This window comes from Streptomyces noursei (genome assembly GCF_016917755.1).
Lineage (GTDB): Bacteria > Actinomycetota > Actinomycetes > Streptomycetales > Streptomycetaceae > Streptomyces > Streptomyces yunnanensis.
Genome location: NZ_CP070326.1, coordinates 3,634,794 through 3,660,883, shown reverse-complemented (window position 1 = coordinate 3,660,883; position 26,090 = coordinate 3,634,794). Strand labels below are relative to the sequence as shown.

25 protein-coding genes are annotated in these 26,090 nt (G+C 71.4%); 10 read left to right on the top strand and 15 right to left on the bottom strand.

Going from position 1 to position 26,090, the window contains the following annotated elements:
• Positions 1-16 precede the first annotated feature (16 nt).
• The 5 genes from JNO44_RS16215 to JNO44_RS16195 form a co-directional block, all read right to left on the bottom strand.
• Positions 17-379 (bottom strand): DUF742 domain-containing protein, encoded by a 363-nt coding sequence (locus JNO44_RS16215; protein ID WP_073442189.1) that lies wholly within the window; start codon positions 377-379, stop codon positions 17-19.
• Positions 376-804 carry a roadblock/LC7 domain-containing protein gene (locus tag JNO44_RS16210; RefSeq protein WP_039636544.1) on the bottom strand — a complete coding sequence of 143 codons (429 nt, stop codon included), beginning with the start codon at positions 802-804 and terminating at the stop codon, positions 376-378. Before JNO44_RS16210 ends, JNO44_RS16215 begins: the two co-directional genes overlap by 4 nt.
• Positions 801-2,294 (bottom strand): sensor histidine kinase, encoded by a 1,494-nt coding sequence (locus JNO44_RS16205; protein ID WP_205364876.1) that lies wholly within the window; start codon positions 2,292-2,294, stop codon positions 801-803. Before JNO44_RS16205 ends, JNO44_RS16210 begins: the two co-directional genes overlap by 4 nt.
• 254 nt (positions 2,295-2,548) lie before the next feature.
• Positions 2,549-2,818: a DUF397 domain-containing protein gene (locus JNO44_RS16200; RefSeq protein ID WP_205364874.1), complete on the bottom strand. Its 270-nt coding sequence runs from the start codon at positions 2,816-2,818 to the stop codon at positions 2,549-2,551.
• Positions 2,800-3,633, bottom strand: coding sequence for a helix-turn-helix domain-containing protein (locus tag JNO44_RS16195; protein WP_205364872.1), 834 nt, complete (start codon positions 3,631-3,633; stop codon positions 2,800-2,802). Before JNO44_RS16195 ends, JNO44_RS16200 begins: the two co-directional genes overlap by 19 nt.
• Positions 3,634-3,750: 117 nt before the next feature.
• Here JNO44_RS16195 and JNO44_RS16190 point away from each other — a divergent pair, with 117 nt between their 5' ends.
• The 4 genes from JNO44_RS16190 to JNO44_RS16175 all read left to right on the top strand — a co-directional run bounded on the left by JNO44_RS16190 (position 3,751) and on the right by JNO44_RS16175 (position 5,877).
• Positions 3,751-3,948 (top strand): hypothetical protein, encoded by a 198-nt coding sequence (locus tag JNO44_RS16190; protein ID WP_205364870.1) that lies wholly within the window; start codon positions 3,751-3,753, stop codon positions 3,946-3,948.
• Positions 3,945-4,181 (top strand): hypothetical protein, encoded by a 237-nt coding sequence (locus JNO44_RS16185; protein WP_420882650.1) that lies wholly within the window; start codon positions 3,945-3,947, stop codon positions 4,179-4,181. The genes JNO44_RS16190 and JNO44_RS16185 overlap by 4 nt, the downstream gene beginning before the upstream one ends.
• A 54-nt stretch (positions 4,182-4,235) precedes the next feature.
• The gene (recO, locus tag JNO44_RS16180; RefSeq protein WP_039636555.1) at positions 4,236-4,982 is read left to right on the top strand and encodes a DNA repair protein RecO; all 747 of its coding nucleotides are present in this window, start codon (positions 4,236-4,238) and stop codon (positions 4,980-4,982) included.
• A 76-nt stretch (positions 4,983-5,058) separates the two neighbouring features.
• Positions 5,059-5,877 (top strand): isoprenyl transferase, encoded by an 819-nt coding sequence (locus JNO44_RS16175; RefSeq protein ID WP_205364868.1) that lies wholly within the window; start codon positions 5,059-5,061, stop codon positions 5,875-5,877.
• A 168-nt stretch (positions 5,878-6,045) separates the two neighbouring features.
• On the opposite strand, the gene JNO44_RS16170 is transcribed toward JNO44_RS16175, so the two are convergent.
• The 4 genes from JNO44_RS16170 to JNO44_RS16155 form a co-directional block, all read right to left on the bottom strand.
• Entirely contained in the window at positions 6,046-6,489 is a 444-nt protein-coding gene (locus JNO44_RS16170) for a Fur family transcriptional regulator (protein WP_205364866.1), read from the bottom strand.
• A 201-nt stretch (positions 6,490-6,690) separates the two neighbouring features.
• Complete coding sequence (locus JNO44_RS16165; RefSeq protein WP_102924073.1) at positions 6,691-7,575, bottom strand: metal ABC transporter permease; 885 nt, start codon at positions 7,573-7,575, stop codon at positions 6,691-6,693.
• 12 nt (positions 7,576-7,587) lie between these two features.
• Complete coding sequence (locus JNO44_RS16160; protein ID WP_240167559.1) at positions 7,588-8,412, bottom strand: metal ABC transporter ATP-binding protein; 825 nt, start codon at positions 8,410-8,412, stop codon at positions 7,588-7,590.
• Positions 8,413-8,515: 103 nt separating this feature from the next.
• A complete protein-coding gene (locus tag JNO44_RS16155; protein WP_205364864.1) occupies positions 8,516-9,478 on the bottom strand; it encodes a metal ABC transporter substrate-binding protein in 963 nt (320 codons plus the stop codon).
• Between the two features lie 221 nt (positions 9,479-9,699).
• Here JNO44_RS16155 and JNO44_RS16150 point away from each other — a divergent pair, with 221 nt between their 5' ends.
• Complete coding sequence (locus JNO44_RS16150; protein WP_039636567.1) at positions 9,700-11,082, top strand: glycine--tRNA ligase; 1,383 nt, start codon at positions 9,700-9,702, stop codon at positions 11,080-11,082.
• A gap of 261 nt (positions 11,083-11,343) precedes the next feature.
• Here JNO44_RS16150 and JNO44_RS16145 read toward each other — a convergent pair whose 3' ends face one another.
• From JNO44_RS16145 to JNO44_RS16135, 3 genes are all read right to left on the bottom strand, one after another.
• Positions 11,344-11,925, bottom strand: a complete 582-nt coding sequence (locus JNO44_RS16145; RefSeq protein WP_205364862.1) for a TetR/AcrR family transcriptional regulator — start codon at positions 11,923-11,925, stop codon at positions 11,344-11,346.
• Between the two features lie 545 nt (positions 11,926-12,470).
• Positions 12,471-13,475: an aldo/keto reductase gene (locus tag JNO44_RS16140; protein WP_039636570.1), complete on the bottom strand. Its 1,005-nt coding sequence runs from the start codon at positions 13,473-13,475 to the stop codon at positions 12,471-12,473.
• 164 nt (positions 13,476-13,639) lie between these two features.
• Entirely contained in the window at positions 13,640-15,103 is a 1,464-nt protein-coding gene (locus tag JNO44_RS16135; protein WP_205364861.1) for an MFS transporter, read from the bottom strand.
• Between the two features lie 101 nt (positions 15,104-15,204).
• Here JNO44_RS16135 and JNO44_RS16130 point away from each other — a divergent pair, with 101 nt between their 5' ends.
• Positions 15,205-16,134, top strand: a complete 930-nt coding sequence (locus JNO44_RS16130; RefSeq protein WP_205364860.1) for a helix-turn-helix transcriptional regulator — start codon at positions 15,205-15,207, stop codon at positions 16,132-16,134.
• 10 nt (positions 16,135-16,144) lie between these two features.
• On the opposite strand, the gene JNO44_RS16125 is transcribed toward JNO44_RS16130, so the two are convergent.
• Positions 16,145-17,602, bottom strand: a complete 1,458-nt coding sequence (locus JNO44_RS16125) for an MFS transporter (protein WP_205364859.1) — start codon at positions 17,600-17,602, stop codon at positions 16,145-16,147.
• Between the two features lie 65 nt (positions 17,603-17,667).
• Here JNO44_RS16125 and dusB point away from each other — a divergent pair, with 65 nt between their 5' ends.
• Positions 17,668-18,804 carry a tRNA dihydrouridine synthase DusB gene (dusB, locus tag JNO44_RS16120; protein WP_102924067.1) on the top strand — a complete coding sequence of 379 codons (1,137 nt, stop codon included), beginning with the start codon at positions 17,668-17,670 and terminating at the stop codon, positions 18,802-18,804.
• On the opposite strand, the gene JNO44_RS16115 is transcribed toward dusB, so the two are convergent.
• Positions 18,750-19,763 carry a helix-turn-helix transcriptional regulator gene (locus tag JNO44_RS16115; RefSeq protein ID WP_240167558.1) on the bottom strand — a complete coding sequence of 338 codons (1,014 nt, stop codon included), beginning with the start codon at positions 19,761-19,763 and terminating at the stop codon, positions 18,750-18,752. The genes dusB and JNO44_RS16115 overlap by 55 nt on opposite strands.
• A gap of 30 nt (positions 19,764-19,793) precedes the next feature.
• On the opposite strand from JNO44_RS16115, the gene JNO44_RS16110 reads away from it, so the two are divergent.
• From JNO44_RS16110 to ppdK, 3 genes are all read left to right on the top strand, one after another.
• Positions 19,794-21,338 (top strand): MFS transporter, encoded by a 1,545-nt coding sequence (locus JNO44_RS16110; protein ID WP_240167557.1) that lies wholly within the window; start codon positions 19,794-19,796, stop codon positions 21,336-21,338.
• Between the two features lie 116 nt (positions 21,339-21,454).
• The gene (locus JNO44_RS16105; protein ID WP_205364858.1) at positions 21,455-21,598 is read left to right on the top strand and encodes a hypothetical protein; all 144 of its coding nucleotides are present in this window, start codon (positions 21,455-21,457) and stop codon (positions 21,596-21,598) included.
• A 938-nt stretch (positions 21,599-22,536) separates the two neighbouring features.
• On the top strand, positions 22,537-25,272 hold the full coding sequence (ppdK, locus tag JNO44_RS16100; RefSeq protein WP_205364857.1) for a pyruvate, phosphate dikinase: 2,736 nt from the start codon (positions 22,537-22,539) through the stop codon (positions 25,270-25,272).
• 230 nt (positions 25,273-25,502) lie between these two features.
• On the opposite strand, the gene JNO44_RS16095 is transcribed toward ppdK, so the two are convergent.
• Positions 25,503-26,081, bottom strand: coding sequence for a GNAT family N-acetyltransferase (locus JNO44_RS16095; RefSeq protein WP_205364856.1), 579 nt, complete (start codon positions 26,079-26,081; stop codon positions 25,503-25,505).
• Between the last annotated feature and the right edge of the window lie 9 nt (positions 26,082-26,090).

Genomic DNA, 26,090 nt, shown 5'->3' with positions numbered 1-26,090 from the left:
GGTCCCGGCGCCGGGGCTAGGACTTGAGAGAGCGGAGTCCATCGAGAACCCTCTCCAGGATCTGCCGGTCGAATTGCTCGGCTTCGGGTATGGGGACTCGGGCGTGCAGGCGCCCGGCATCGACGAGGTCGGCCACCAGCACCTTCACCACGCTCACCGGCAGGTGAAGGTGGGCGGCCACCTCGGCCAGAGTCAGCGCCCCGGGCTGGAGCAGCTCCAGGATCCGGTGCTCTTCGGGGCGCACTTCGCTGGTGATCGGCATGTCCACACTGATCAGCACGGTCAGCCGGTCCAACGTGTTGCGGCTCGGTTGGGCGCGTCCGCCGGTCGCCAGATAGGCCGGTACGAGGCGCCGTCCGCTGCTCTGGCGCGGCGTCATGCTTGGCTGCCGAGGTCCCGAGCCGGGCTGTTCATGACCTTCTTGCCCAGGGTCGTCACCTGGATCTGCATGTGGTGCGCGACGACGCCCATGTTCACCTCCGGGTCGGCGAAAACGGCCAGGCAGGTGTTCTCACCCGCCGGTATCGCGAAAACGAAACCCTCGTCGGACTCGATCACGGTCTGCCGCAGCCGCGCGTCGTCCTGCTCGGTGAACGCCGCGGTGACCGCGCGCCCCGCGCCCTGGAGCGCCGACATCATCGCCGCGACGCCCTCCGCGGCCTCCCGCGACAGGCCCGGCGAGGCACCCTCGATGAAGCCGTCGCCGGAGATGACGGCGGCGTGGACGACATGCGGCAGCTCCAACAGGGGAGCCAGCACCCAGGACTTGTCCTCGGTGACACGGCGACGGGTGGGGCTGTTCATGACTGGGCGTTCCCTTCGGGACTGCGCGGGGGTTCTGAATGGGCTGCGGCCCGCCCGGACTCGGTGCCTCGCTGGAGCGCCGCCCAGCGGGACCCCGTCTCCTCCGGGGAGCGCAGGTTGATCGTGTCGGGGTGGGACTCGGGCTGCGGCTCGGACTGCGGCCGACGACGGCGCCGGCGCGGCAACTCACCCTCGGCCGGCGCCTGGTCCTGGTGCGACTGCTGCGGCTCCGGTGCGGCGGCCGCCGGCGCCGGCTGCGCGGGCGCCGCGTAGGGCTCGGCCGGCGCGGGGCGCGGCGCCGGCATGGCCGCCGCGGGGGTGGCCGGGGCGCTCGCCCCGGTCGGCATCGTGGACGGCACCGCCGCCCGGTCCCGCGGCCCGCCGGGGGCCCGGTGCGGCATCGGCGCCATCACCGAGATCGGCCGCGCGCCCGCGTCGAGGACGGTCAGCAGCGGATCGCCCGGGATGTAGACCACGGCCCGCACCCCGCCGTACGGCGACGGCTCCACGTGCACCCCGAATCCGTACTGCCGCACCAGCTGGCCGGCGGCGGCGAAGCCCGACCGGGGCGGGTCGCCGAGCTGCGTCAGCAGCAGGCTGTCGCCGCCCGCCAGCAGCTCCATCGCGTGCTTGATCTCGTCGTCGTGCATGCCGACGCCGTAGTCGTCGATGATCACCGAGGCGCCGCGGCTGCCCTGCTGGAGCGTGACGGAGACCGGCAGCTCCCGGTGCGAGTGGTGCAGCGCGTTCGCCAGCAGCTCGGTGACGGTGATCGCGATCGGCTCGACGGCCCGTGCCACCACCGCGACCGGGTCCCGCAGCTGGTTGCTGACCTGCACCCGCTCGTAGCCGCGCAGCCGCGAGGTGGCGCCCACCACCAGCTCCGCGAGGTAGGAGTCCTCGCGGGTCAGACCCGGCCAGGCACCGCACACGACGCCGGTGGCCTGGACGCGGCGCAGCGCCTGCTCGTTGAGGAAGTCCGCGTCGAGCAGGTCCTGCGCGATCTGCGGGTCGTCGTACTTGTGCTGCATCGTCTGCAACGAGGTCTGCACCTGGTACAGCAGCGCCTGGATCGTGGTGGTCGCGCCGCGCAGCGTGGACTGCGCCGCCGCGTCGACCCGGGTGCGCTCCTTGGTGATCGCCTCGCCGACCTGCGTCAGCACGGCCTCCAGCGCCTCGTCGGTCCCCGACCCGCCGAATCGTTTGTCCAGCAGACCGCGCACCGGTACGTGCGGATGGGCCAGCGCCAGGGTCAGGTCGGGCAGCCGGGCCTCGGCCAGGTGCCGGATCTCGGCCTCGGTGGCCCGCAGCCTGGCCGACAGCTCCGTGTTGCTGTGGAGCGTGGCGCTGTTGTGTTCCTCGGCTGCGGTCAGGCGGGCTCTGAGGCCGGCCCGCTCCTTGCGCACGCGGACCAGGAGCGCCGCCAGCACCACGGCGGCGGCCGTACCTGCGCTGAGGCACCACAACAGCGCCTGCGGTATGGATGTCATCGAGATCCTCGTTTGGGACGGACGGGGATGTCTCGGCCGCCACGGCTGCCGTGCCGCCGAACATCACCGGATGCTACCTGTCGCCTGACACGCCGTAAGGGTCCTTGACGTGCGTGGACGGAGAAGTGTGGAAGGTCGCATTCAGTCGTCGATGACCGGTCGGTAACGTGATGCGGCCCCGACATCCGGACGGATGGCGGGGCCTTGTGGAGATGGTGTGGCGAAGACGCGGATGGTGCGCGGATGAGGCGCTCTCAGATTGGCTTGTACTGGCCGCTCTTCACGGCATCCACGAATGTCGACCACCCGTCGACCGGAAAGACCAGCGCCGGTCCGTGCGGGTTTTTGCTGTCACGGACGGGGACGAGGCCGGGGAGGTCGTCGCGGACCTCGACGCAATCGTCGTTGTTGTGGCCGCTGTAGCTGCTCTTACGCCAGCGAGCGACCTCGACGCAGCTGCCGCCTTCGCCGTTGCTGTAGCTGCTCTTGTGCCACTCGGCCGTGCTCAGGTCGTAGGTGCGCATTTTCGGTATTCCTCCGCCGCTGATTCGATCAGGGCCAGGGACGCCTCCGGCGAGAGCGCTGCGGCCCGGATCAAATCGTAGTCCTGCTGCACGCGCTTCACTATGGCCGGATCGTCCAGCAGCGTGCCCGCATACACCGCCTCTGTATAGGCAGTTGGCGGGGCATCGTCGAAGTCCATGAGCTTCAGCATCTTGCCCATGGACGGGTACGCGCCTGCGGTGAACGGGAGGATCTGGATCAGGGCTTTGTGCTCGCGGACGAGCCGCACGATGTGCTCCAGCTGCTCGGCCATAACGACCGGTCCGCCCACCGGTACTCGGAGGACGGCCTCATGCAGCACTGCCCAATACGTGGAAGGTACCCCGCTGTTGAGGATGACCGCGCGGTCCAGGCGCGACTGCACGCCCTCGTCGAACGCCTCGTCCGGCGCGAACGGACTGGCTGCTCGCATGATCGCCCGCATGTATGGCTCGGTCTGGAGCAGACCGGGCACGATCATTGGCGCAAACTCGCAGATCGTTGTCGTCAGAGGCTCAAGCTCCACCACCTTCGCGAAGTAATCCGCGTACCGCTGGTCGTCGATGAGCTTGCGCCATGCTCGCTCGAAAAAACCGTCGGTTTGTAGAACCTGATCGATGCGGATCGCCACATCCAGCTGGGGGCGACGGATCGCCTGCTCGAACTGTCCGATGTATCCGCCGGAGACGAACACCTTCTCTCCCAGCATCTCCTGGGTTAAGGCGGCGTTCTCCCGATGTCGCTTGAGTTCTGTTCCCCAATACTCCCAGAGCACCTGGCGTGAGGCGTTGGCCATCGTCTACTTCCTTTCCCTGCCCGGCAGTTGCAGCGCCGGTCCTGTTGCCCAGGCTAGCTCCGGAGCGTCACGCTTTCGCTGCGAACGGTGAAAAAATCCTCGCGGAAAGTGGTGGCCATGCGGAAAGAAGTCGACGAAGTGGAAAGCGCGCTGGCGGAATTGCGGGAAGCTTTGGCCCGAGCTGGCATCATTTTGCCGTCGCTCGGCCTCGACCCGGTTTCCTACGCGCACCGCACCATGCCCCCGCTCGTGGAATTGGGGCGCTGCAATATGGAGACCGCCCGGCGGCTGGCGAAGGCGCTGGGGGAGCGGTGAGGACGGGCACACCCGTGGTCCCGGCCGTCGGGGCGTACGTGATCGACACCCGGGACGGGCGGGTCGGACAGGTGGTGGGCCGGGAGGGGCCGCGCCTCCGGCTGCGGCCGGTCGGGGGCGGGCGGGAGTGGGAGTGCGCCCCCGGGGCGGTCCGGTGCGCCACCGCCGCCGAGCGGCTGCGGGCGGAGACCGGCCACGCCAACGCCCGGAGCCGGGGTGAGCGGGCGTGGTGAGGGAGCCGCCGGGCCTGCGGCCGGCCCGTCCGCCGCGTGGGCGAGAATGGCGGTATGACCCTGTTCCGCGACGACGGCATCGTGCTGCGCACCCAGAAGCTGGGCGAGGCGGACCGGATCATCACGCTGCTCACCCGCGGTAACGGCCGGGTGCGGGCCGTGGCGCGCGGGGTGCGGCGCACGAAGTCGAAGTTCGGGGCCCGGCTGGAGCCGTTCTCGCACGTGGACGTGCAGTTCTTCGCGCGCGGCGGGGAACTGATCGGGCGCGGGCTGCCGCTGTGCACGCAGAGCGAGACGATCGCCGCGTACGGTGGCGCGATCGTGACGGACTACGCCCGCTACACGGCCGGGACGGCCATGTTGGAGACGGCCGAGCGGTTCACCGAGCACGAGGGCGAGCCGGCCGTCCAGCAGTACCTGCTGCTGGTCGGCGGGTTGCGGACGCTGGCCAACGGGTTGCACGCGCCGCACCTGGTGCTGGACGCGTTCCTGCTGCGCTCGCTGGCGGTGAACGGCTATGCGCCAAGTTTCGACGCCTGCGCGCGGTGTGGAATGCCCGGTCCGAACCGGTTCTTCTCGGTGGGGTCGGGCGGCGTGGTGTGCGGTGACTGCCGGGTGCCCGGAAGCGTCGTACCCTCCTCAGAGGCCATCGGACTCCTGAGCGCGCTGCTGACCGGCGACTGGGAGACCGCGGACGCCTGCGAGGCGCGCCATGTCCGGGAGGGCAGCGGCCTCGTCGCGGCGTATCTGCACTGGCACCTGGAGCGCGGCCTGCGGTCCCTGCGCTACGTGGAGAAATAGCGCGGGGCGGCACCGCCGGGCCACGACGACACCGTGAAGACACCGTCCATCGATATTGCATAGGAGACGTGGGCGCATGGCAGTACGCGGGATTCTGGGGCGTAATCGACGTGAATACCAGACGCCCGAGCCGCATCCCTCGGGCGCGCGTCCGCCGAGGATCCCCGGCGAGCTCGTCCCGAACCACGTCGCGATCGTGATGGACGGCAACGGGCGGTGGGCCAAGGAGCGCGGGCTGCCGCGCACGGAGGGCCACAAGGTGGGCGAGGGCGTCGTGCTCGACGTCCTCAAGGGCTGCATCGAAATGGGCGTGAAGAACCTCTCGCTCTACGCCTTCTCCACCGAGAACTGGAAGCGGTCGCCGGACGAGGTCCGCTTCCTGATGAATTTCAACCGGGACGTCATCCGGCGGCGCCGGGACGAAATGGACGCGCTGGGTATTCGTATCCGCTGGGTCGGCCGGATGCCGAAACTCTGGAAGTCCGTCGTCCAGGAACTCCAGATCGCCCAGGAACAGACCAAGAACAACGACGCGATGACGCTGTACTTCTGCGTCAATTACGGCGGCCGGGCGGAGATCGCGGATGCCGCGGCGGCCATCGCGGCGGACGTCCGGGCCGGGAAGCTGGACCCGTCCAAGGTCAACGAAAAGACCGTGGCGAAGTACATGTACTACCCGGACATGCCCGATGTGGATCTGTTCGTCCGGCCCTCCGGTGAGCAGCGGACCTCGAACTACCTGATCTGGCAGAGCGCCTACGCCGAGATGGTGTTCCAGGACATCCTTTGGCCTGATTTCGACCGCCGGAACCTCTGGGACGCGTGCCTGGAGTACGCGAAGCGGGACCGCCGGTTCGGCGCGGCGCCGCTGGAAACGGGCGAGAAGGCGACCTGAGGGCGGGCCCGCGGACGGCGGGTCGGTGAACGGCGGACGGGCCGCCTCCTCGCGCGGGGAGGCGGCCCGTCGTGTTCGGGGGACCTGGACGGCCGTGCTCATACCCTCCGGTCGCGGTGGGGAGGGCGGCCGTCGGGGACGGGGTGAGCAGGGCTGGCAGCCGGGGCGTCAGACGCCCCTGTTCCTCGCCCCTGCCTCCGCCTTCGACGCGCAGTCGCCGCACGTCCCGAAGATCTCGACGGTGTGCGCCACATCGCGGAAGCCGTGCTCGACGGCGATCTGCTCGGCCCACTTCTCCACCGCCGGGCCCTCGACCTCGACGGCCTTGCCGCAACCCCGGCACACCAGGTGGTGGTGGTGGTCGTCGCTGCTGCACCGGCGGTAGACGGCCTCGCCGTCGCTGGTGCGCAGCACGTCGACCTCGCCGGCGTCGGCGAGGGACTGGAGCGTCCGGTAGACGGTGGTCAACCCGACCGAGTCGCCCCGGTGCTTGAGCATGTCGTGGAGCTCCTGCGCGCTGCGGAACTCGTCGACCTCGTCGAGTGCGGCCGAAACCGCGGTGCGCTGCCGCGTCGACCGGCCGCGGACCGGAGATCCCGCGCTCGTCGCCACCGTTGCCTCCCTAGGACGTCAGGACTTCTCCCGCGCATGCGTTTGGCCATTGTGCCAGGTGATGGCCGGAAGCCCTGTTTGGCGCTTACATCTACTCCCTTATGTATCCCTTCGGACAGGCCGTCCCACACCGCCCCGAGGACCGTCCCCGCACGCCGGCGCGGCCTTGCGCACCGGCGCGACGGGATGCCTGTGACGCCGTTACACCCGGACGTCGTCCTCGGCGGTGCGGCTGGCGGGTACTTCCAGGGTGCACCCCTTCCCGGCCGCCGCGGCCCGCCTTCTGGCCAACGGGGTGGCCAGCGCCGTGAAGACCACGAACAGGGCGATGGCGAACAGCACGATGGTCGCGCCGGACGGCACATCGACGTAGTACGAGGCGGTGGTGCCGGTGAGGGTCACCGCCACGCCGATCGCCACCGCGGTCGCGAAGGTCACCGCGAAGCTGCGGCTGATCTGCTGGGCCGCCGCGACCGGGATCACCATCAGCGCGCTGACCAGCAGCAGACCGACCACCCGCATGGCGACCGTGACGGTGACCGCGGCGGTTACCGCGATCAGCAGGTTCAGCAGCCGCACCGGCAGGCCGGTGACCCGGGCGAACTCCTCGTCCTGGCAGACCGCGAACAGCTGGCGGCGCAGCCCCACCGTGATCGCCAGCACCAGCGCGGCCAGTACGTAGATCGTCGTCATGTCCTGCGGCGAGACGGTGGTGATCGAACCGAACAGATACGTGCCCAGGTTGGCGCTGGAGCCCGCGTCCGAGAGGTTCATCAGCATCACACCGCCCGCCATGCCGCCGTAGAACAGCATGGCCAGCGCCAGATCGCCGCGGGTCTTGCCGTACCAGCGGATCAGTTCCATCACCACCGAACCGACGACCGCGACCGCGGTGGCGACCCAGACCGGGCTGGTGTTGAGCAGGAAGCCCAGGCCGACGCCGGTCAGCGCGACATGGCCGATGCCGTCGCCCATCAGGGCCTGGCGGCGCTGGACGAGGTAGATGCCGATGGCGGGCGCGGTGATCCCGACGATCAGGGCGGCGATCAGCGCCCGCTGCATGAAGGCGAAGTCGAGCATTTCCATGGCGGCGGGCCCCTAGCTCAGCAGGCCGGTGCGGAGCGGCTCCGCGGCGGCGTCGGCGTGCGGATGGACGTGGTCGTGGCCGGGCAGGGCGTGCTGCCCGACCGCCTCGGGCGGCGGGCCGTCGTGGACGACGCAGCCGTCCCGCAGCACCACCGCGCGGTCGATCAGCGGCTCCAGCGGGCCGAGTTCGTGCAGCACCAGCAGGACCGTGGCGCCGCGGCCGACCTGTTCGCGCAGCGCCGAGGCCAGCACCTCCTGGCTCGCCAGGTCCACGCCGGCCATCGGCTCGTCCATGATCAGCAGATCCGGTTCGCCGGCCAGCGCCCGGGCGATCAGCACCCGCTGGTGCTGCCCGCCCGACAGGGCGTTGACCGAGTCCTTGACCCGGTCCGCCATCCCGACCAGTTCCAGCGCGTGGTGCACCGCGGCCCGGTCCGCCTTGCGGAGCAGGCCGAGCTTCGTCCGGGCCAGCCGGCCGGCGGTGACCACCTCGCGGATGGTGGCCGGCACCCCGCCGGCCGCGGTGGTGCGCTGCGGCACGTACCCGACCCGCGCCCAGTCCTTGAAGCGGCGGAACGGCGTCCCGAAGAGCGCGAGGTCACCGCTGGTCAGCGGGACCTGGCCGATCACCGAGCGGACGGCGGTGGACTTGCCCGAGCCGTTGGCGCCGAGCAGCGCGACGACCTCGCCGGACCGCACGGTCAGATCGACGCCGCGCAGCACCGGTCGGGAGCCCAGCGACGCGGTCGCCCCGCGCAGCTCGATGACCGCCGACCGGTCCTCGGCGGGCCGGCCACCGGCCTCCGGGGCTATGACGGGCTGGCCTGTGTCCTTCATCTGTCGACCTCCGTCGTGCGATGCGTCCTGGTGTGCGGGATGTGCGGGATGTGCGGGGCGTATCGCGCGGGGTGCGCGGGACGCGGGAGGGGCCCGGGGCCGGTCACTTGGTGCCGAGCGCCTTCTGGAGCGCGGCGAGGTTGGCGCGCTGCACCGAGAAGTAGTCCTTGCCGCGGGACTTGTCGGTGATCCCCTCCAGCGGATCCAGCACATCGGTCTTCAGGTGCAGGTCGCCGGCGAGGGTCTTGGCGGTGGCCGGGTTGGCCAGCGTCTCGAAGAACACGGTGGAGACGTGGTGCTGCTCCGCGAGGGTGTGCAGGTCCTTGATCCGGTTGGCGCTGGGCTCGGACTCCGGGTCCAGGCCGCTGATCGCCTCCTCGGTCAGGCCGTAGCGCTCGGCGAGGTAGCCGAAGGCGGCGTGCGTGGTGATGAAGGTGTCCGAGGCGCGGTTCTTCAGGCCGTCCGCGAACTCCTTGTTCAGCGCGTCCAGCTTCTTCACCAGGACGTCGGTGTTCTTCCGGTAGTCGGCCCTGTGCTTCGGGTCGGCCTCCGCGAGCGTGGTGTTCACGCCCTTGGCGACCTCGGCGAACTTCACCGGGTCCAGCCAGACGTGCGGGTCCTGGCCGGGCTCGGACTCGGAGTGCGCGTGGTTGTCGCCGGTGGTGTGGTGGTGCCCGTCCACCTCGGGACCGTGCGTCTCCATGCGGGTCAGCTTCGCCGCGTCCGCGATGTGCTGCACCCCGGACTGCGCGACCGCGTCGTCCACGGCGGGCTGCAGGCCCTTGAGGTAGACGATCGCGCCGGACTCGCTGAGCTGGCCGGTCTGCTTGGGGGTGAGCGTGAGGTCGTGCGGCTCCACGCCCGGCTTGGTGAGGTTGGACACCTCGACGTGCGACCCGCCGATCTGCTCGGCGAGGAACTGCATCGGATAGAACGACGCCGCCACCTTCAGCTTGCCGTCGTCGGTGCGCCCGGAGGCGGTGGTGGAGCAGGCGGAGAGACCCAGCAGGCCGAGTACCGCGGCTCCGGCGACGGCCGCGCGGGATATGTGAGGGCGTACGTTCATGACAGTCATTTTCAACAAACATGGAAATGATTGTCAACAAAGTGCGTGCCAGGTCACAAGGCGAGGACAACGGCCGGAAGCTATCCGGAATCGATTTGGTCCGCGGGGTACGCCCGCCGCTACCCTGAACTATTCGCCCAGCCGTCTCGCGATCACCACACCGCATCGAGGCGCATCGCGCCCCCCTATCCACTGTCCGACGTCGTACTGAAGAGAGCACCGTGGCCGCCGACAAGATCGATACCATCGTCAGCCTGAGCAAGCGCCGTGGCTTCGTCTACCCCTGCAGTGAGATCTACGGCGGCTCCCGCGCTGCCTGGGACTACGGTCCCCTCGGCGTCGAGCTCAAGGAGAACATCAAGCGCCAGTGGTGGCGTGCCATGGTCACCTCCCGCGAGGACGTGGTCGGCATCGACTCGTCGGTGATCCTGGCTCCCGAGGTGTGGCAGGCGTCCGGCCACGTCGCCACCTTCACCGACCCGCTCACCGAGTGCACCTCCTGCCACAAGCGCTTCCGCGCCGACCACCTGGAGGAGGCGTACGAGGCCAAGCACGGCAAGCTCCCCGAGAACGGCCTCGCCGACGTCAACTGCCCGCACTGCGGCAACAAGGGCGGCTTCACCGAGCCCAAGCAGTTCTCCGGTCTGCTCTCCACCCACCTCGGCCCGTCGCAGGACACCGCCTCCGTCGCCTACCTGCGCCCCGAGACGGCCCAGGGCATCTTCACCAACTTCGCGCAGGTCCAGCAGACCTCCCGGAAGAAGCCGCCGTTCGGCATCGCCCAGATGGGCAAGTCCTTCCGGAACGAGATCACCCCGGGCAACTTCATCTTCCGGACCCGCGAGTTCGAGCAGATGGAGATGGAGTTCTTCGTCAAGCCGGGCGAGGACGAGCAGTGGCACGAGTACTGGATGGAGCAGCGCTGGAACTGGTACCGCGACCTCGGTCTCCGCGAGGAGAACGTCCGCTGGTACGAGCACCCCAAGGAGAAGCTCTCCCACTACTCCAAGCGCACCGCCGACATCGAGTACCGCTTCCAGTTCGGCGGCTCGGAGTGGGGCGAGCTTGAGGGCGTCGCCAACCGCACCGACTACGACCTCAACGCGCACTCGAAGGCGTCCGGCCAGGACCTCTCCTACTTCGACCAGGAGGCCGGCGAGCGCTACACCCCGTTCGTCATCGAGCCGGCGGCCGGTGTCGGCCGCACCATGCTCGCCTTCCTCCTCGACGCCTACACCGAGGACGAGGCGCCGAACGCCAAGGGCAAGCTGGAGAAGCGCACCGTGCTGCGCCTCGACCCGCGCCTGTCCCCGGTGAAGGTCGCGGTCCTGCCGCTCTCCCGCAACCCGCAGCTCTCCCCGAAGGCCAAGGGGCTTGCCACGGACCTCCGCAAGTTCTGGAACATCGAGTTCGACGACGCGGGCGCCATCGGCCGCCGCTACCGTCGCCAGGACGAGATCGGCACCCCGTTCTGCGTCACCGTCGACTTCGACACCCTCGACGACAACGCGGTCACGGTGCGCGAGCGCGACACCATGAAGCAGGAGCGCGTCAGCCTGGACCAGATCCAGTCCTACCTGGGCGCGCGTCTGCTCGGCTGCTGAACCGCCTGACGGCGGGAGCGCCGACGACGGCCACGCCCACGGGCCGTGGCCGTCGACCGCCCCGCCGGACGCCAACGTGAACGCCGGCCGGTCCCCAACACACAGGGGACCGGCCGGCGTCGTGTTCGCCTTCGGGGCGGGGGGCGGTGCGGTTTCTCCGGGGTGCGCCGGGGCTCTTCGGGTTTCTCCGGACCGCCTCGCCTTCCTGGCCGGTCCCGTCTTGTGTTTGCTGGTCCCGTCTCGACTTCCCGGACCTTCCCGCTAACCCCGCAGCCCGCGCAGTACGAGGTCGCGGACCGCCTCGAAGTCGGCGGTGATCTCCGGACGGGACCACTCGGCGGCGTAACAGGGGTCGTGGAAACGGCCGGTGGCGGCGAAGACGGCATGGGCGGTGGTGGTGGGCGAGGCCGCATGGAAGGCGCCCTCCCCGACCCCCGCCTCGATGATCTTCGCCAACTGCGCTTCGAGGTCGCCGACGTGCCGTTCGACCGCGCCGCCGCTCTCGCCGATCAACGTCATGTACGTGGCGAAGAGTTCGGGATCGTCACCGGCCTTGTGCCGCTTGGCCTCGAACAGCGTGGCCAGCCAGCGGCCCAGCCGGTCCGGGGCGGACCCCTCGTCGTCGACGATGGTCGCCAGCTGCTCGCTCGTACGGTCCAGCCAGCGCGCCGTGACCGCCTCCCGCAGCGCCGCCTTCGTACGGAAGTGCCGGTACACGCTGCCGTGACTGACGCCCAGCGCCCGCGCGACATCGACGACCGTGGCCTTGGCCGGGCCGTACCGTCGCAGCACCTCCTCGGTGGCTTCGAGGATCCGCTCTGGCGTCAACGTCTCGGGGGGCATGGGGTCGGATCGACCTTTCGATTGAACGGCGCACGTACGTATATGGACCGTACCCGTTCGCTGCGCTTGGTTGGCTTCCCACGTTGTCGGCTGCCGCCGCCGTAGGGGTTCGCCTTTGCGTCTGCGGCGCCGGGTCGCCTGACGGCGGGGGGCGGTTCCGCTGCGCGGGGCTTTTCGGCAGCGGTGCCGGGTCTGTGGGGTGGGGGTTGTGCGGACTGCTGCGCTTTACGTCCGGACAACCCCCACCCCACAGACCCGTCCCCTCCCGTGGGTGGTCATGAAGACGGTGGGTGGGGGCGTGTGCCGGTGGTCTCCTGCGGGTTTGTTGTGGAGTGGTGACCGTCACGGGGCCACTGGCGTCAGCGCCCGCGTACCTGTTTTTCCCACCCACAACGGGAGGTGACGGGCCGGAGGGGTAGGGGGTGTCCGGACGTAAAGCGCAGCAGTCCGGACACCCCCTACCCCTCCGGCCCGTCACCGCACCCGACAGCCCCGCGCAGCGGACAACGCGACAACCCGCCGTCAGGCGGACACGCAGCGGAGGGTCACCGTTCGCTGTCCAAGTGGGCCATCTGCGACGTCGGGTAGCGGTCGCCCGCGGCGGCCCCCGCGGGGACGGCCTGTTCGATGGCGGTGAGGTCGGTGGGGGTCAGGGTGACGTCCAGGGCGCCGAGGGCCTCGGTGAGGCGGTCGCGGCGGCGGGCGCCTACCAGGGGGACGATGTCCTCGCCGCGGGAGAGGACCCAGGCGATGGCGGTCTGGGCGACGGTGATGCCCTTCTCGTCGGCGATCTTGCGGAGGGCGTCGACCAGGTCCAGGTTGCGGTCGAGGTTCTCGCCCTGGAAGCGCGGGGACATCCCGCGGAAGTCGTTGGCGGCGAGCTTGCGGTCGCGGGCGAAGTGGCCGCTGATCAGGCCGCGGGAGAGGACTCCGTACGCGGTGATGCCGATGCCCAGTTCGCGGGCGGTGGGCAGGATCGCGTCCTCGATGCCGCGGGAGAGCAGGGAGTACTCGATCTGGAGGTCGGAGATCGGGGCGACGGCGGCGGCCCGGCGGAGGGTCTCCGCGCCGACCTCGGAGAGGCCGATGTGCCGGACGTGGCCGGCCTCGACGAGCTCGGCGATGGCGCCGATGGTCTCCTCGATCGGGACGTCGGGGTCGACGCGGGCGATCCGGTAGATGTCGATGTGGTCGGTGCCCAGCCGCTGGAGGGAGTACGCGGCGAAGTTCTTCACCGCGGCGGGGCGGCCGTCGTAGCCGCTGAAGCCGCCCTCGACGGTGCGCAGGGCGCCGAACTTCACGCTGATCAGGGCCTTTTCGCGGGCGGCGGCGGGGGCCGTGCGGAGCGCTTCGTTGATGAGCAGTTCGTTGTGGCCCATGCCGTAGAAGTCGCCGGTGTCGAGGAGGGTGACGTCGGCTTCGAGGGCGGCGTGGACGGTGGCGAGGGATTCGGCGCGGTCGGCGTCGCCGTAGAGGGCGGACATGCCCATGCAGCCGAGGCCGAGGGCGGAGGTCTGCGGGCCGGTGGTGCCGAGGGTGCGGGTCTGCACGGCGTGCTCCTGGGGTGCATAGGGAGGGGGAAAGGGCATCGACGGGTGGGTGGCGCGTCGTGCCGTGCATCAACCATGACACATGGGCTGACAGATTTCAATATCTGTCAGTTGAATGGAGGAGTGCGGGACTTCCCGGGGGCTTCCCCGGGTTCCGTTGCGGGTCAGCGCATGGTGCGGGGGAGGCGGAGGCCGAGCAGGGTGGTGCCCGCGACGATCGCCAGCTGGGTCAGCAGGGCGGCGAGGAACGCGTCGCGGATGCCGGCGGAGGGGAGCAGGGCGAGGAAGAGCGTGCCGAGCGTCGCCACGCCCAGTGCCAGGCCCGACTGCTGGGTCGTGACCATCACGCCGCCACCGACCCCGGCCTGCGCCACCGGCAGCTCGCTCAGCACGATCCGCAGCAGCACCGGCAGCACCAGCCCCTGGCCGATGCCCAGCACCGTCATGCTCGGCGCGAGCGCGGCGACCGGGATGCCGGGCCAGCCCGCGTGGACGGTCAGCGCCAGGAGCGCGAGTCCGACGCCCTGGATCAGCGAGCCGGCGATCACCACCTTGCGCCCGAAGCGCTGCACCAGCCGGGGCCCGGCCAGCGAGGCGAGGAAGAACGCGACGCAGAGCGGGGCCAGCGAGACGCCCGCGGCCAGCGGCCCGTAGTGCAGTCCGCTCTGCAGGGCCACCGCCACCACGAACATGAAGCCGCCGAAGCCCACCGAGAACGGGACGATCATGGTCAGGCCGCTGCGGACGGAGCGGATGTGGAACAGCGAGGGCGGGACCAGCGGCGTGCGGCCGGTGCGTTCCGCGCGGCGCTCCACGGCCACGAACGCCACGGCGGCGAACGGGAAGACGGCCAGCAGCAGCCAGGACCACAACGGCCAGCCGGCGGCGCGGCCCTCGGTCAGCGGCAGCAGCAGGCTGATCAGGGCGAGGGCGAGCAGCGCGGTGCCGGGAGCGTCCACCCGGCTGGGGTGCGGCGAGCGGGTCTCGGGCACGGTGCGGGCCGCGAGCAGCCAGGCCACGGCGGCGATCGGGACGTTCACCAGGAACACCGCGCGCCAGCCGCTGCCCGCCAGGTCCACCGAGACCAGCAGCCCGCCGAGCACCTGGCCGACGGCGCTGGAGACCCCGGCCGTACCGCCGTACAGGCTGACGGCCTTGGCGCGCCGCTTGCCGGAGGTCGTGGCCTGGATGGTGGCGAGCACCTGCGGCAGCAGCAGTGCGGCCGCCGCGCCCTGGGCGACCCGGGCGGCCACCAGCGTCCAGGCGTCCGGGGCCAGTCCGCAGGCGAGCGAGGTCAGGCCGAAGGCGGCCAGCCCCCACAGGAACAGGCGGCGCCGGCCGACCATGTCGCCGAGCCGGCCGCCCAGGACCAGCAGTGTGGCGTAGGCGACGCCGTAGCCGGCCACGACCATCTCCAACATCGCGGGGCCGGCGTGCAGATCGTGGTCGATGGTCGGCAGGGCGACGTTGACGATGAAGAAGTCGATCAGGGGGAGGGCCGCGCCCAGCAGGACGGTCAGCAGGCCGAGCGGGGTCAGCAGCGGCGCGGTCGCCGGGCGGGGGCGGGCCGCCGCCGGGGCGGTGGACGGGGTGGCGGGGGCGGCGGATGCCAGGGGTGTTTCACTCACGGGGACGAGAATCCCGTCCCGCTCAGCCGGGTACCAGAGTGTTCTTATCCTGGTATGAGCGCTACCTGGCAACCGGCTGCGGGCTGCGGCACGCTGGACGCATGACGGTGGATGCGCGCGAGGCGGCCGGGGCGACGGGGACGAGGGGCGAGGCGGGGACGGAACCGGCGGATCGCGCCGGGCGCCGGGCCCACGACTCGGTCCGGCGGGCGGAGTTGGCGGCCTTCCTGCGCAGCCGGCGCGAGCGGATCACCCCCGAGCAGGTCGGGCTGCCGCGCGGCACCCGCCGTCGCACTCCGGGGCTGCGCCGCGAGGAGGTCGCGCAGCTCGGCGCCGTCGGCGTCACCTGGTACACCTGGCTCGAACAGGGCCGGGACATCCACGTCTCGCCGCAGGTGCTGGACGCCGTCGCCCGCGCCCTGCTGCTGGACCACGCCGAGCGCAGCCACCTCTTCGCGCTGGCCGGGGCGGTCGATCCGCTGCCGGGCAAGGAGTGCGCCGGCGTCCCCCGGGCGCTGCGGGAGATCCTGGACCAGCTCGCGCCGTACCCGGCCGTCGTCCAGAACAGCCGGTTCGACATCCTCGCCTACAACAGCACCTACGGGCAGCTGCTGTGCGACCTGGACGCGCTGCCCGACGAGGACCGCAACTGCATGTGGCTGGCGTTCACCCACCCCGGATGGCGGGCGAGCCTGGTCGACCGGGAGGCCACGGTCCGCACGATGACCGCCAAGTTCCGCGCCTCGATGGCCGAGCACATCGCGGAGCCGGGCTGGAAGGCGCTGGTGGCCCGGTTGACCGAGGCGTCGCCGGAGTTCCGTGCGCTGTGGGCGCAGCACGAGGTCGAGCGGACGACCGGCGCGGTCAAGGTCTTCCGGCACCCGGTCGTCGGCATCCTCCAGCTGACCAGCACCAACATGTGGCTGGGGCCCTCCCTCGGCTCGAAGGTGCTGACGTACACGCCGGTGGACGAGGCGTCCCGGGAGCGCCTGACGGAGCTGGAGAAGCTGGCCCACTCGCTGGTGCTGTAGGGCGGCCCGGTCACGAGCCCGTGCTGGCCCGGCTGTGGTCGTGGATCGTCTCGTCCTCGAAGAGGGCGGCGGTGCGGCGGGCGGTGGCGCGGGCCCAGGCGCCGGTGGTCAGGGCGCCGAGGAGGAGGATGGCCGCGCCGCAGCCGACGATGATCCACCAGGCGGGGTGGGCGGCGGCCAGGAACTCCGGGCGGGTGGCGCCGGCGTGCGCCCCGCCCGCCAGTACGGCGCCGATCACCGCGACGCCCAGCGACTGCCCGACCTGCCGGCTGGTGGAGGCCACCGCCGCCGCGACGCCCGCCTGGGTGCGCGGCATACCGGACACCGCGGTATTGGTGATCGGGGCGTTGACCAGGCCGAATCCGATGCCGAACAGGACGTACCCGGTGAAGAGAAGGGCGGGGGCCGCCTCGGTGTGGAAGGCCGCGAACAGGATGCCGCTGGCCGCCATGGCGCAGCCGGCCAGCAGCAGCGGCAGCCGCGGGCCGCGGCTGCCGACCAGCCGCCCGGACAGCGGCGCGCAGACCAGCGTCATCCCGGCCATCGGCAGCATGTAGAGACCGGCGTTCAGTGCGGACAGGCCGCGGATGTTCTGCAGGTAGAGGGTGTTGACGAACAGGAAGCCGCCGAGCGCTGCGAACGCGCAGACCGCTATCACGGTCGCCCCGGCGAACGGCGCGCTGTGGAAGAACCGCAGGTCGATCAGCGGTTCCCGGCGCCGCCGCTCGTAGGAGATCAGGGCGAGCAGGGAGACCAGCGACACCACCGCGAACGCCAGGATCTGCGCCGAGGTCCAGCCGGCTTCCGGGGCCTCGATGATCGCGTACGTCAGCGAGCCGAGCAGTACGACCACCAGCAGCTGGCCCACCGGATCGACCCGGCGCGGCCGGGGGGCGCGGGACTCGGGCACGTAGCGGAAGGTGAGCAGGAGGGCCAGGGCGCCTATCGGGACGTTGATCCAGAAGATCGAGCGCCAGCCCACGCTCTGCACCAGCAGCCCGCCGATCACCGGCCCGGCGGCCATGCTGATGCCGACCACGCCGCCCCAGATCCCGATGGCGCGGGCCCGCTCCCGGGGGTCGGTGAAGGTGTTGGTGATGATCGACATGGCGACCGGGGTCAGCATCGAGCCGCCGACCGCCTGCACCATCCGGAACACCACCAGCCACCCCAGGTCGGGCGCCAGGCTGCACAGCAGCGAGCCGAGCGCGAAGACCACCAGCCCGGCCATGAAGACCCGTCGGCGGCCCAGGCGGTCCGCGGTCGAGCCGGCGAGCATCAGGAGCGAGGCCAGCACCAGGGTGTAGGCGTCGATCGTCCACTGCATCCCGGAGACCGAGGCCCCCAGCTCGTGCTGCATCGACGGCAGGGCGACGTTGAGGACGGTGTTGTCGAGACTGACGATCAGCAGGCTCATGCAGCAGATCGCCAGGACGAGCAGACGCCGCCGGCGGCTGAGGTCGGTCATGGTTGAACGCTACAACGATCCTGGCCCGGCGGCCCATGGCGGGGGGACCGGTCAGGTGCGGGACAATGGGAGCCATGACTTCGCTGCAGATCGGCCCGCACACGGTGCAGCCCCCCGTGGTCCTGGCACCCATGGCCGGGATCACCAACGCCCCGTTCCGGACGCTGTGCCGGGAGTTCAGTGGCGGCAAGGGCCTCTTCGTCAGCGAGATGATCACCACCCGGGCGCTGGTCGAACGCAACGAGAAGACCATGCAGCTGATCCACTTCGACGCCAGCGAGCGTCCGCGGTCGATCCAGCTGTACGGCGTCGACCCGGTCACCGTCGGCAAGGCCGTCCGCATGATCGTCGAAGAGGACCTGGCCGACCACATCGACCTCAACTTCGGCTGCCCGGTCCCCAAGGTCACGCGCAAGGGCGGCGGCTCCGCCCTCCCGTACAAGCGGCCCCTGCTGCGCGCCATCCTGCGGGAGGCGGTCACCGGCGCCGGCGCGCTGCCGGTGACGATGAAGATGCGCAAGGGCATCGACGACGACCACCTCACCTTCCTCGACGCCGGCCGGATCGCCGTCGAGGAGGGCGTCACCGCCATCGCCCTGCACGGCCGCACCACCGCCCAGCACTACGGCGGCACCGCTGACTGGGACGCCATCGCCCGCCTGAAGGAGCACGTCCCGGAGATCCCGGTGCTCGGCAACGGCGACATCTGGTCGGCGGAGGACGCGGTGCGGATGATGCGGGAGACCGGCTGCGACGGTGTCGTGGTCGGCCGCGGCTGCCTGGGCCGTCCCTGGCTCTTCGGCGACCTGGTGGCCGCCTTCGAGGGCACCGGCGCCCCCAAGGCCCCCGGTCTGCGGGAGGTCGCGGACGTCATGGTGCGGCACGCCACCCTGCTCGGCGAGTGGTTGGGCGACGAGGCCCGCGGGGTGATCGACTTCCGCAAGCACGTCGCCTGGTACCTCAAGGGCTTCGCGGTCGGCTCCGAGATGCGCAAGCGGCTGGCGATCAGCTCGTCGCTCGCCGAGTTGGAAGCGGGGCTGCACGAGCTCGACCTGGACCAGCCCTGGCCGGCCGGCGCCGACGGCCCGCGCGGCCGGACGTCCGGCAACAACCGCGTGGTGCTCCCCGACGGCTGGCTGCGCGACCCCTACGACTGCGCCGGCGTCGGCGAGGACGCCGAGCTGGACACCTCCGGCGGCTGACCGACGCCGGCCGGCCGCTGCGCGGAGGGCCGGACCTCCGTGGGCGCCCGGTCCGCCGCCCCGGTGAGCAGGCCGGCCGCCCCGACCGCCCGGTAGCGGGCCAGCAGTTCACCGAGCACCCGCGCCGCGTCCGGGTCCGCCGGCGTGTAGATCCACAGCTTGGCGTCCGGCGCCTCGGCGCGGGTGAAGCCGGTCGCGACGATCGCCACCCGTCGGCCGTCGGCGGTCCGGAACGTCTTGCGGTGCGCGGCCGGCGCGGAGACGTCATGGCGCGCCCACATCTCCGCGAACCGCGGGGAGGCCGCACAGAGCCGGTGGACATACGCCTGCCACCGCGGATCATGGAGCCGGCGGCCGAATTCGTTCCGCAGGTGCCCCAGCATGAAGGACACCTCGTGTTCCCAGTCCACCAGTGGCTGGGATTCCTCGTCCGCGGTGAACAGCCGCCACAGCACGTTCCGTTCCGACGGCGGCAGCAGCGCCATCCGCGGATCGAGCGCGGCATAGGCGTCGTTGAAGGCGAGGACGTCGTAACGGGCGTCGACCAGGCCCGCCGGCAGCGGGTTCAGCGCGTCGAGGATCGTCTGGAGCGTCCCCTCGCCGGGCGGCGGGTCGGCGGGGGCGGGCGCGGCGGAGGCGGCGCCGGGGACGGCCGCGAGCCGGTGCAGATGCGCGCGCTCCGCCGGGTCGAGCAGCAGCGCCCGGGCGATCGCGTCCAGCACCTGCACGCTGGGGTTGATCGGGCGGCCCTGCTCCAGCCACGTGTACCAGGCCACCCCGACACCCGCGCGCTCGGCGACCTCCTCGCGGCGCAGCCCCGGGGTGCGGCGGCGCGGGCCGACGGGCAGCCCCACGTCCTGAGGGGCGAGGCGTTCCCGGCGGAGCCGGAGGAACGCGGCGAGTTCACCGCGCCGGGCGGCGGCGGTGACGGCGGAGCGGGCGGTGGGCGGCGCGGACACCGCACCATCATCGAGGACGCCCGCGGACGCGTGCCAGATACCACCGGTACCAGGATCACCGCGTCCTGGTACCGGCATCCGCCGCCGCTGATGATCGCCGTCATGAGCGGAACAACACACGTCCCCGGCAAGGGAATTGTCGACACCCCGCGGAATGCGCCGACGGCGCCGGACCGCGGGGCCGGAATTCTCGTCGTCGTCCTCGGCGCGGTCTTCATGGCGCTGCTGGACGCCACCGTCGTCAATGTCGCGACCCCGGCCATCCACCGCGAGCTGCGCACCACCGGCTCCGCGCTCCAACTGGTCGTCTCCGGCTACACCATGGCGTACGCGGCGCTGCTGATCACCGGCGCCCGGCTCGGCGCCCGGCACGGCTTCCGGACCGTCTTCCTGCTGGGCCTGGCCGTCTTCACCCTCGCCTCGGCCGCGTGCGGGCTGGCGCCGGGGGCGGCGGCGCTGATCGGTGCCCGGGTGGTGCAGGGGCTCGGCGCCGGGTTGATGGTGCCGCAGATATACAGCCTGATCCAGCTCACCTTCGAAGGGCGGGCCCGGGCCCGGGCGTTGAGCCTGTATGCGACGGCGATCGCGGCGGCCGTGGTGGTCGGGCAGGTCGCCGGCGGGCTCCTGGTCAGCGCGGACCTGTTCGGCACCGGCTGGCGCCCGGTCTTCCTGATCAACGTGCCGGTCGGGGCGGCGCTGCTGGCCGCCGCGGCCCGACTGCTGCCGCGCGAGTCGGCCCGGACGGCCGCGGGACTGGACCTGCCGGGGCTGGTGACGCTGACCGGCACGCTGCTGTTGCTGGTGGTGCCGCTGGTGCTGGGGCGCGAGCAGCACTGGCCGCGGTGGGCCGGGGTGTGCCTGGCCGCGGTGGTCCCGGCGGCCGGGCTGTTCGTCCTGGTCGAGCGGGCGGTGGCCCGGCGCGGAGGCACACCGCTGGTGCCCGGACGGGTGCTGAGCTCGCCGGACCTGGTGTGCGGCGCGGCGGCCCTGTTCTTCTGCATGGCAGGCTACGCGGGCTTCCTGTTCGCCCTCTCCCAGCACCTCCAGACGGGCCTGGGGGAGTCCGCGGTGCACGCCGGGCTGACCTTCGCCCCGTTGGCGGTGGGCGTGGCGGTGGGCAGCCTGACCTGGCAGCGGCTGCCCGCCCGGTGGCACCTGCCGATGATCGCCGCGGCCTGCGCCCTGGCCGCGGTGGGCTATCTCGGCCTCGGCGCGGCCCTGCGCGGCGGTGGTACCGGCGGCCCGGTCGTGCTGCTGCTCCAGCTGCTCTGGGGGCTGGGCATGGGCTTCACCACCAGCCCGCTGCTGACCCTGGCGCTGTCCGGGATCGCCCCGGCCGACGCCGCCGGCGCCAGCGGGGTGCTGACCACCGTCCCGCAGCTGGCCCAGGTGATCGGCGTCGCCGGCTACGGCAGCGTCTTCCTGGCCGGGGCGGCGGGCCCCGGTGGCCGGGCGGCGGCCTCGGCCGGCGCCCTGTGCGCGACCGCGCTCCCGGTGGCGGTCGGCAGCCTGCTCGCCGGGCTGGCGGTGCTGCCGCTGCTGCGGCGCCGGCGCCTTCCGGGCGGGGGCCGCTGAGCGGCGGCACGCGCACGGGGGACCGGAAGCGGGCTCTGCCCACGACGGGCCGTCAGTCCCGCGCCACCGGCGGAAAGTGACGGCCGTGCGCGCTCCCGGCCGTCGCGCACGACCACATGTCCGGTGTCGGCCACGTCGGCGAGCGGCCGGTCGAGCGGGGCCGTCGGCTCGACGAGCTGCCGGTCGTGCCGGCCGCGCGGTATACGACTCCGGACGCCGAGGTGGCGTTCCCGCCGGCGGCGAACTATGGCCTGAACTGACGCTCGGTGCGCCGGGGTCGGTGGCCCGCCGCAACGCCCGGATCGAGGCGGAACCGAGGCGGAACCGAGGCGGAACCGGCACTGCCGCGCACCGCCCACGCCGCCGGTGTCCGGGTGCCGGGGATCCGCTCCGGCGGGCAGGCGCCGGCCGCCGCGTCGGGCGGGACGTGGAGCCGGCACCCCACTTCGAGCTGGGCCGGAGCCGGATCACCACCGACGCGCCCGAACGGGTGCGGCCCGGGCCGTGGTTCCCGCTCCAGGGGGACCGCTGGCGGCTGCGCCGGTGCCCGGGAGCCGGCCCGTAGCGAGGTCGGCTCGCGGGCTCTCCCACTCTCGGTTCCGTTCTGGCGGGAGGTACCCCCACGTCCGTGGCCGGTCGCCGGGCGCGCGGTGCCACCTGGAACCGACGTCGGAGGCGCTGCGGGCCTGGTTCGAGGGGGTCGGTCCCGTGCTCCCGGTCCGCGCCGGCGCCGACCCGGAGCGGCGGGTGGCCGAATCGCGCGCCGCGCTGCCCACCGCGCGCGAACGGGCCCGCGTTCCGGTCGACGCGTTCCTTGATCACATCGCCGTGGCGGGTCCAAATGATGGGACCACCTCACACATGAGCGCGTGATTCTCGCCACCCCTGATAGGGGTTGCGCTCAGATGAGCGCCAGCGAGCGGGCTCCACCTCTCGCAAAGGTGGCACCCGGTGCCACCCTCCGTCCGTTCAATCCATCAAGTGAAACGTAGCGGTCAGTAGCAATCATTGCCCGTTCGACTGCGGTGCGCAGTGATGCGTTCAGGTAGTAAACGATGGTCGAAATGCTTGATCACTTTCGATCTGCTGGCTGACGCCCGGTTACGCACACATGTCGACCAAGTGGACGTACCCATACGCCTTCGATCTGGGTATGTTCCTCGCCGTCAGGGCAGCCCGTCGGCGAGGAGTCAGACCCGTGCCGGAAACACAAGATCCCCACGTAAGCCAGTCTTCTTCCGTGAAGTTCGTCTACGACTTCACCGAGGGCAACAAGGACCTCAAAGACCTCCTCGGTGGCAAGGGCGCCAACCTTGCGGAGATGACCAACCTGGGGCTTCCCGTCCCGCCCGGCTTCACCATCACCACCGAAGCCTGCAAGGTCTACCTGGAGAGCGGCAGCGAGCCCGCGGCACTGCGTGCCGAGGTCTCCGAGCACCTCGACGCCCTTGAGCAGAGGATGGGGAAGAAGCTCGGCCAGGCCGACGACCCCCTGCTGGTATCGGTGCGTTCCGGTGCGAAGTTCTCCATGCCCGGCATGATGGACACCGTCCTCAACATCGGCCTCTCCGATGCGTCGGTTTCCGGCCTCGCCACGCAGGCCGGCGACGAGCGTTTCGCGTGGGACTCCTACCGCCGCCTCATCCAGATGTTCGGCAAGACCGTGCTGGGCGTCGACGGCGAGCTCTTCGAGGAGGCCCTGGAGAACGCCAAGCACACCAAGGGCGTCACCGTCGACGTGGACCTGGACGCCGCCGACCTGTGCGCGCTCGTCGACAGCTTCAAGCAGATCGTCACCAAGGAGACCGGCCGGGACTTCCCGCAGGACCCCCGCGAGCAGATGGACCTCGCCGTCCGCGCGGTCTTCGACTCCTGGAACACCGACCGCGCCAAGCTCTACCGCCGCCAGGAGCGCATCCCCGGCGACCTCGGCACCGCGGTCAACGTCTGCTCCATGGTCTTCGGCAACCTCGGCCCCGACTCCGGCACCGGCGTCGCCTTCACCCGCGACCCGGCCAGCGGCCACCAGGGCGTCTACGGCGACTACCTGCAGAACGCGCAGGGCGAGGACGTCGTCGCCGGCATCCGCAACACGGTCCCGCTCGCGGACCTGGAGTCGATCGACAAGGCGTCGTACGACGAGCTGATGCAGATCATGGAGACGCTCGAAACGCACTACAAGGACCTGTGCGACATCGAGTTCACCATCGAGCGCGGCAAGCTGTGGATGCTGCAGACCCGGGTCGGCAAGCGCACCGCCGGTGCCGCCTTCCGGATCGCCACCCAGCTCGTCGACCAGGGCCTGATCGACGAGGCCGAGGCCCTCCAGCGGGTCACCGGCGGGCAGCTGGCGCAGCTGATGTTCCCCCGCTTCGACCTGGACGCCAAGTCCGAGCTGATCGGCCGCGGCATCGCCGCCTCCCCGGGCGCGGCGGTCGGCAAGGCCGTCTTCGACTCCTACACGGCCGTCAAGTGGTCCCGCTCCGGCGAGAAGGTCATCCTGATCCGCCGCGAGACCAACCCCGACGACCTCAACGGCATGATCGCCGCCGAGGGCATCCTCACCTCCCGCGGCGGCAAGACCTCGCACGCCGCCGTCGTCGCCCGCGGCATGGGCAAGACCTGTGTCTGCGGCGCCGAGGAGCTGGAGGTCGACACCAAGACCCGCAAGCTGACCACCAAGGACGGCACCGTCATCGAGGAGGGTGACGTCGTCTCCATCGACGGCTCCACCGGCAAGGTCTACGCCGGTGAGGTCCCGGTCGTGCCGTCCCCGGTCGTCGAGTACTTCGAGGGCCGGATGCACGCCGGCGCCGAGGACGCCGACGAGCTGGTCAAGGCCGTCCACCGGATCATGGCGTACGCGGACCGGGTCCGCCGCCTGCGCGTCCGGGCCAACGCCGACAACGCCGAGGACGCCGCCCGCGCCCGCCGGTTCGGCGCCCAGGGCATCGGCCTGTGCCGCACCGAGCACATGTTCCTCGGTGAGCGCCGGGAGATGGTCGAGCGGCTGATCCTGGCCGACACCGACGCCGACAAGGAAGCCGCCCTCGCCGAGCTGCTGCCGCTCCAGAAGGCCGACTTCACCGAGCTGTTCGAGGCGATGGACGGCCTGCCGGTGACGGTCCGCCTGCTCGACCCGCCGCTGCACGAGTTCCTGCCCGACATCACCGACCTCTCGGTCCGGGTCGCGCTCGCCGAGGCCCGCAAGGAGCCGCACGAGAACGACCTCCGGCTCCTCCAGGCCGTGCACAAGCTGCACGAGCAGAACCCGATGCTGGGCCTGCGCGGCGTCCGCCTCGGCCTGGTCATCCCCGGCCTGTTCGCCATGCAGGTACGGGCCATCGCCGAGGCCGCCGCCGAGCGCAAGAACGCCAAGGGCGACCCGCGGGCCGAGATCATGATCCCGCTGGTCGGCACCGTCCAGGAGCTGGAGATCGTCCGCGAGGAGGCCGAGCAGGTCATCGCCGAGGTCGAGCAGGCCCGCGGGGTCAACCTCAAGCTCACCCTCGGCACCATGATCGAGCTGCCCCGCGCCGCCCTCACGGCCGGTCAGATCGCCGAGTCCGCGGACTTCTTCTCCTTCGGCACCAACGACCTGACCCAGACCGTCTGGGGCTTCTCCCGGGACGACGTGGAGGCCAGCTTCTTCACCGCCTACCTGGAGAAGGGCATCTTCGGCGTCAGCCCCTTCGAGACCATCGACAAGGACGGCGTCGGCTCCCTGGTCCGCAGCGCAGCGGCGGCCGGTCGGGCCACCCGCCCCGACCTCAAGCTCGGTGTCTGCGGCGAGCACGGCGGCGACCCGGACTCGGTCCACTTCTTCCACGAGGTCGGCCTGGACTACGTCTCCTGCTCCCCGTTCCGCATCCCGGTCGCACGGCTGGAAGCGGGCCGGGCGGCGGCCGAATCCCAGGGCAGCGACAGCCGCTGACCCCCCGGGGCCCACGCCCCACGATCTCCCGGAACCGGCGGCGGGCGCCCTTCGACCCTCAAAGCCCGCCACCACTCCGGCACCCCAACGAGGGCGGCACCTGTGCGGAGGTGCCGCCCTCGGTTTTGTGGGCTGCGGGTACCGAGAGCGGCACACGACGCCCCGGCCCGTCGCGACGAGCGGCGGGCCGGGCCGTATCCGTTGCGGGTGCTGTGAGGTGCGGTGCCGACCTACGCCGGCGGGTGGGGCAAGTCGAGAACCATGACGTCGTGGAGATCGGCACCGGCCCAGGGGCGAGCATCACCGACCTTGCGGTAGCCCCACGACCGGTAGGCCGCCCCCGCTGCCTCACTCGCCGGATGGACGTTGAGCACCACTCGCTCGGCTTCGATGCCGTGGAGGAGAGTCTCGTGCAGGCGGCGGGCGATGCCGTGTCCGCGCCATGGCAGGCGTACGGCCAGCTCCATCAGTCCGAAGGTGCGGTGGCCGTCCTCGCGGCGCATCTCGTCGGACACGGGCTCGGTGAGCGAGTCCCACCAGCCCGTCTTCGGCCCGAGGGGGCAGCCGTAGGCCATGCCGACGGGCGTGCCGTCGGGTGTGCCGTCGGGTGTGCGGGCCAGGGCAGCCCGGAAGGCGCGTTTCCGTGTCTGGGAGCGGAAACGCCGGAAGGTGGCCACGACGTCGTCCTCGGTCTCGCGGTAGGGCGGCTCGGCGAATACCTCGGCGTAGACGAGCGTGAAGTCACCTTCGGCCTCCTCCGCGGCCGGGCCGTCCAGGCGTGCGACGGTGATGCCTTCGGGTTGGGTCATGTGGTGCCC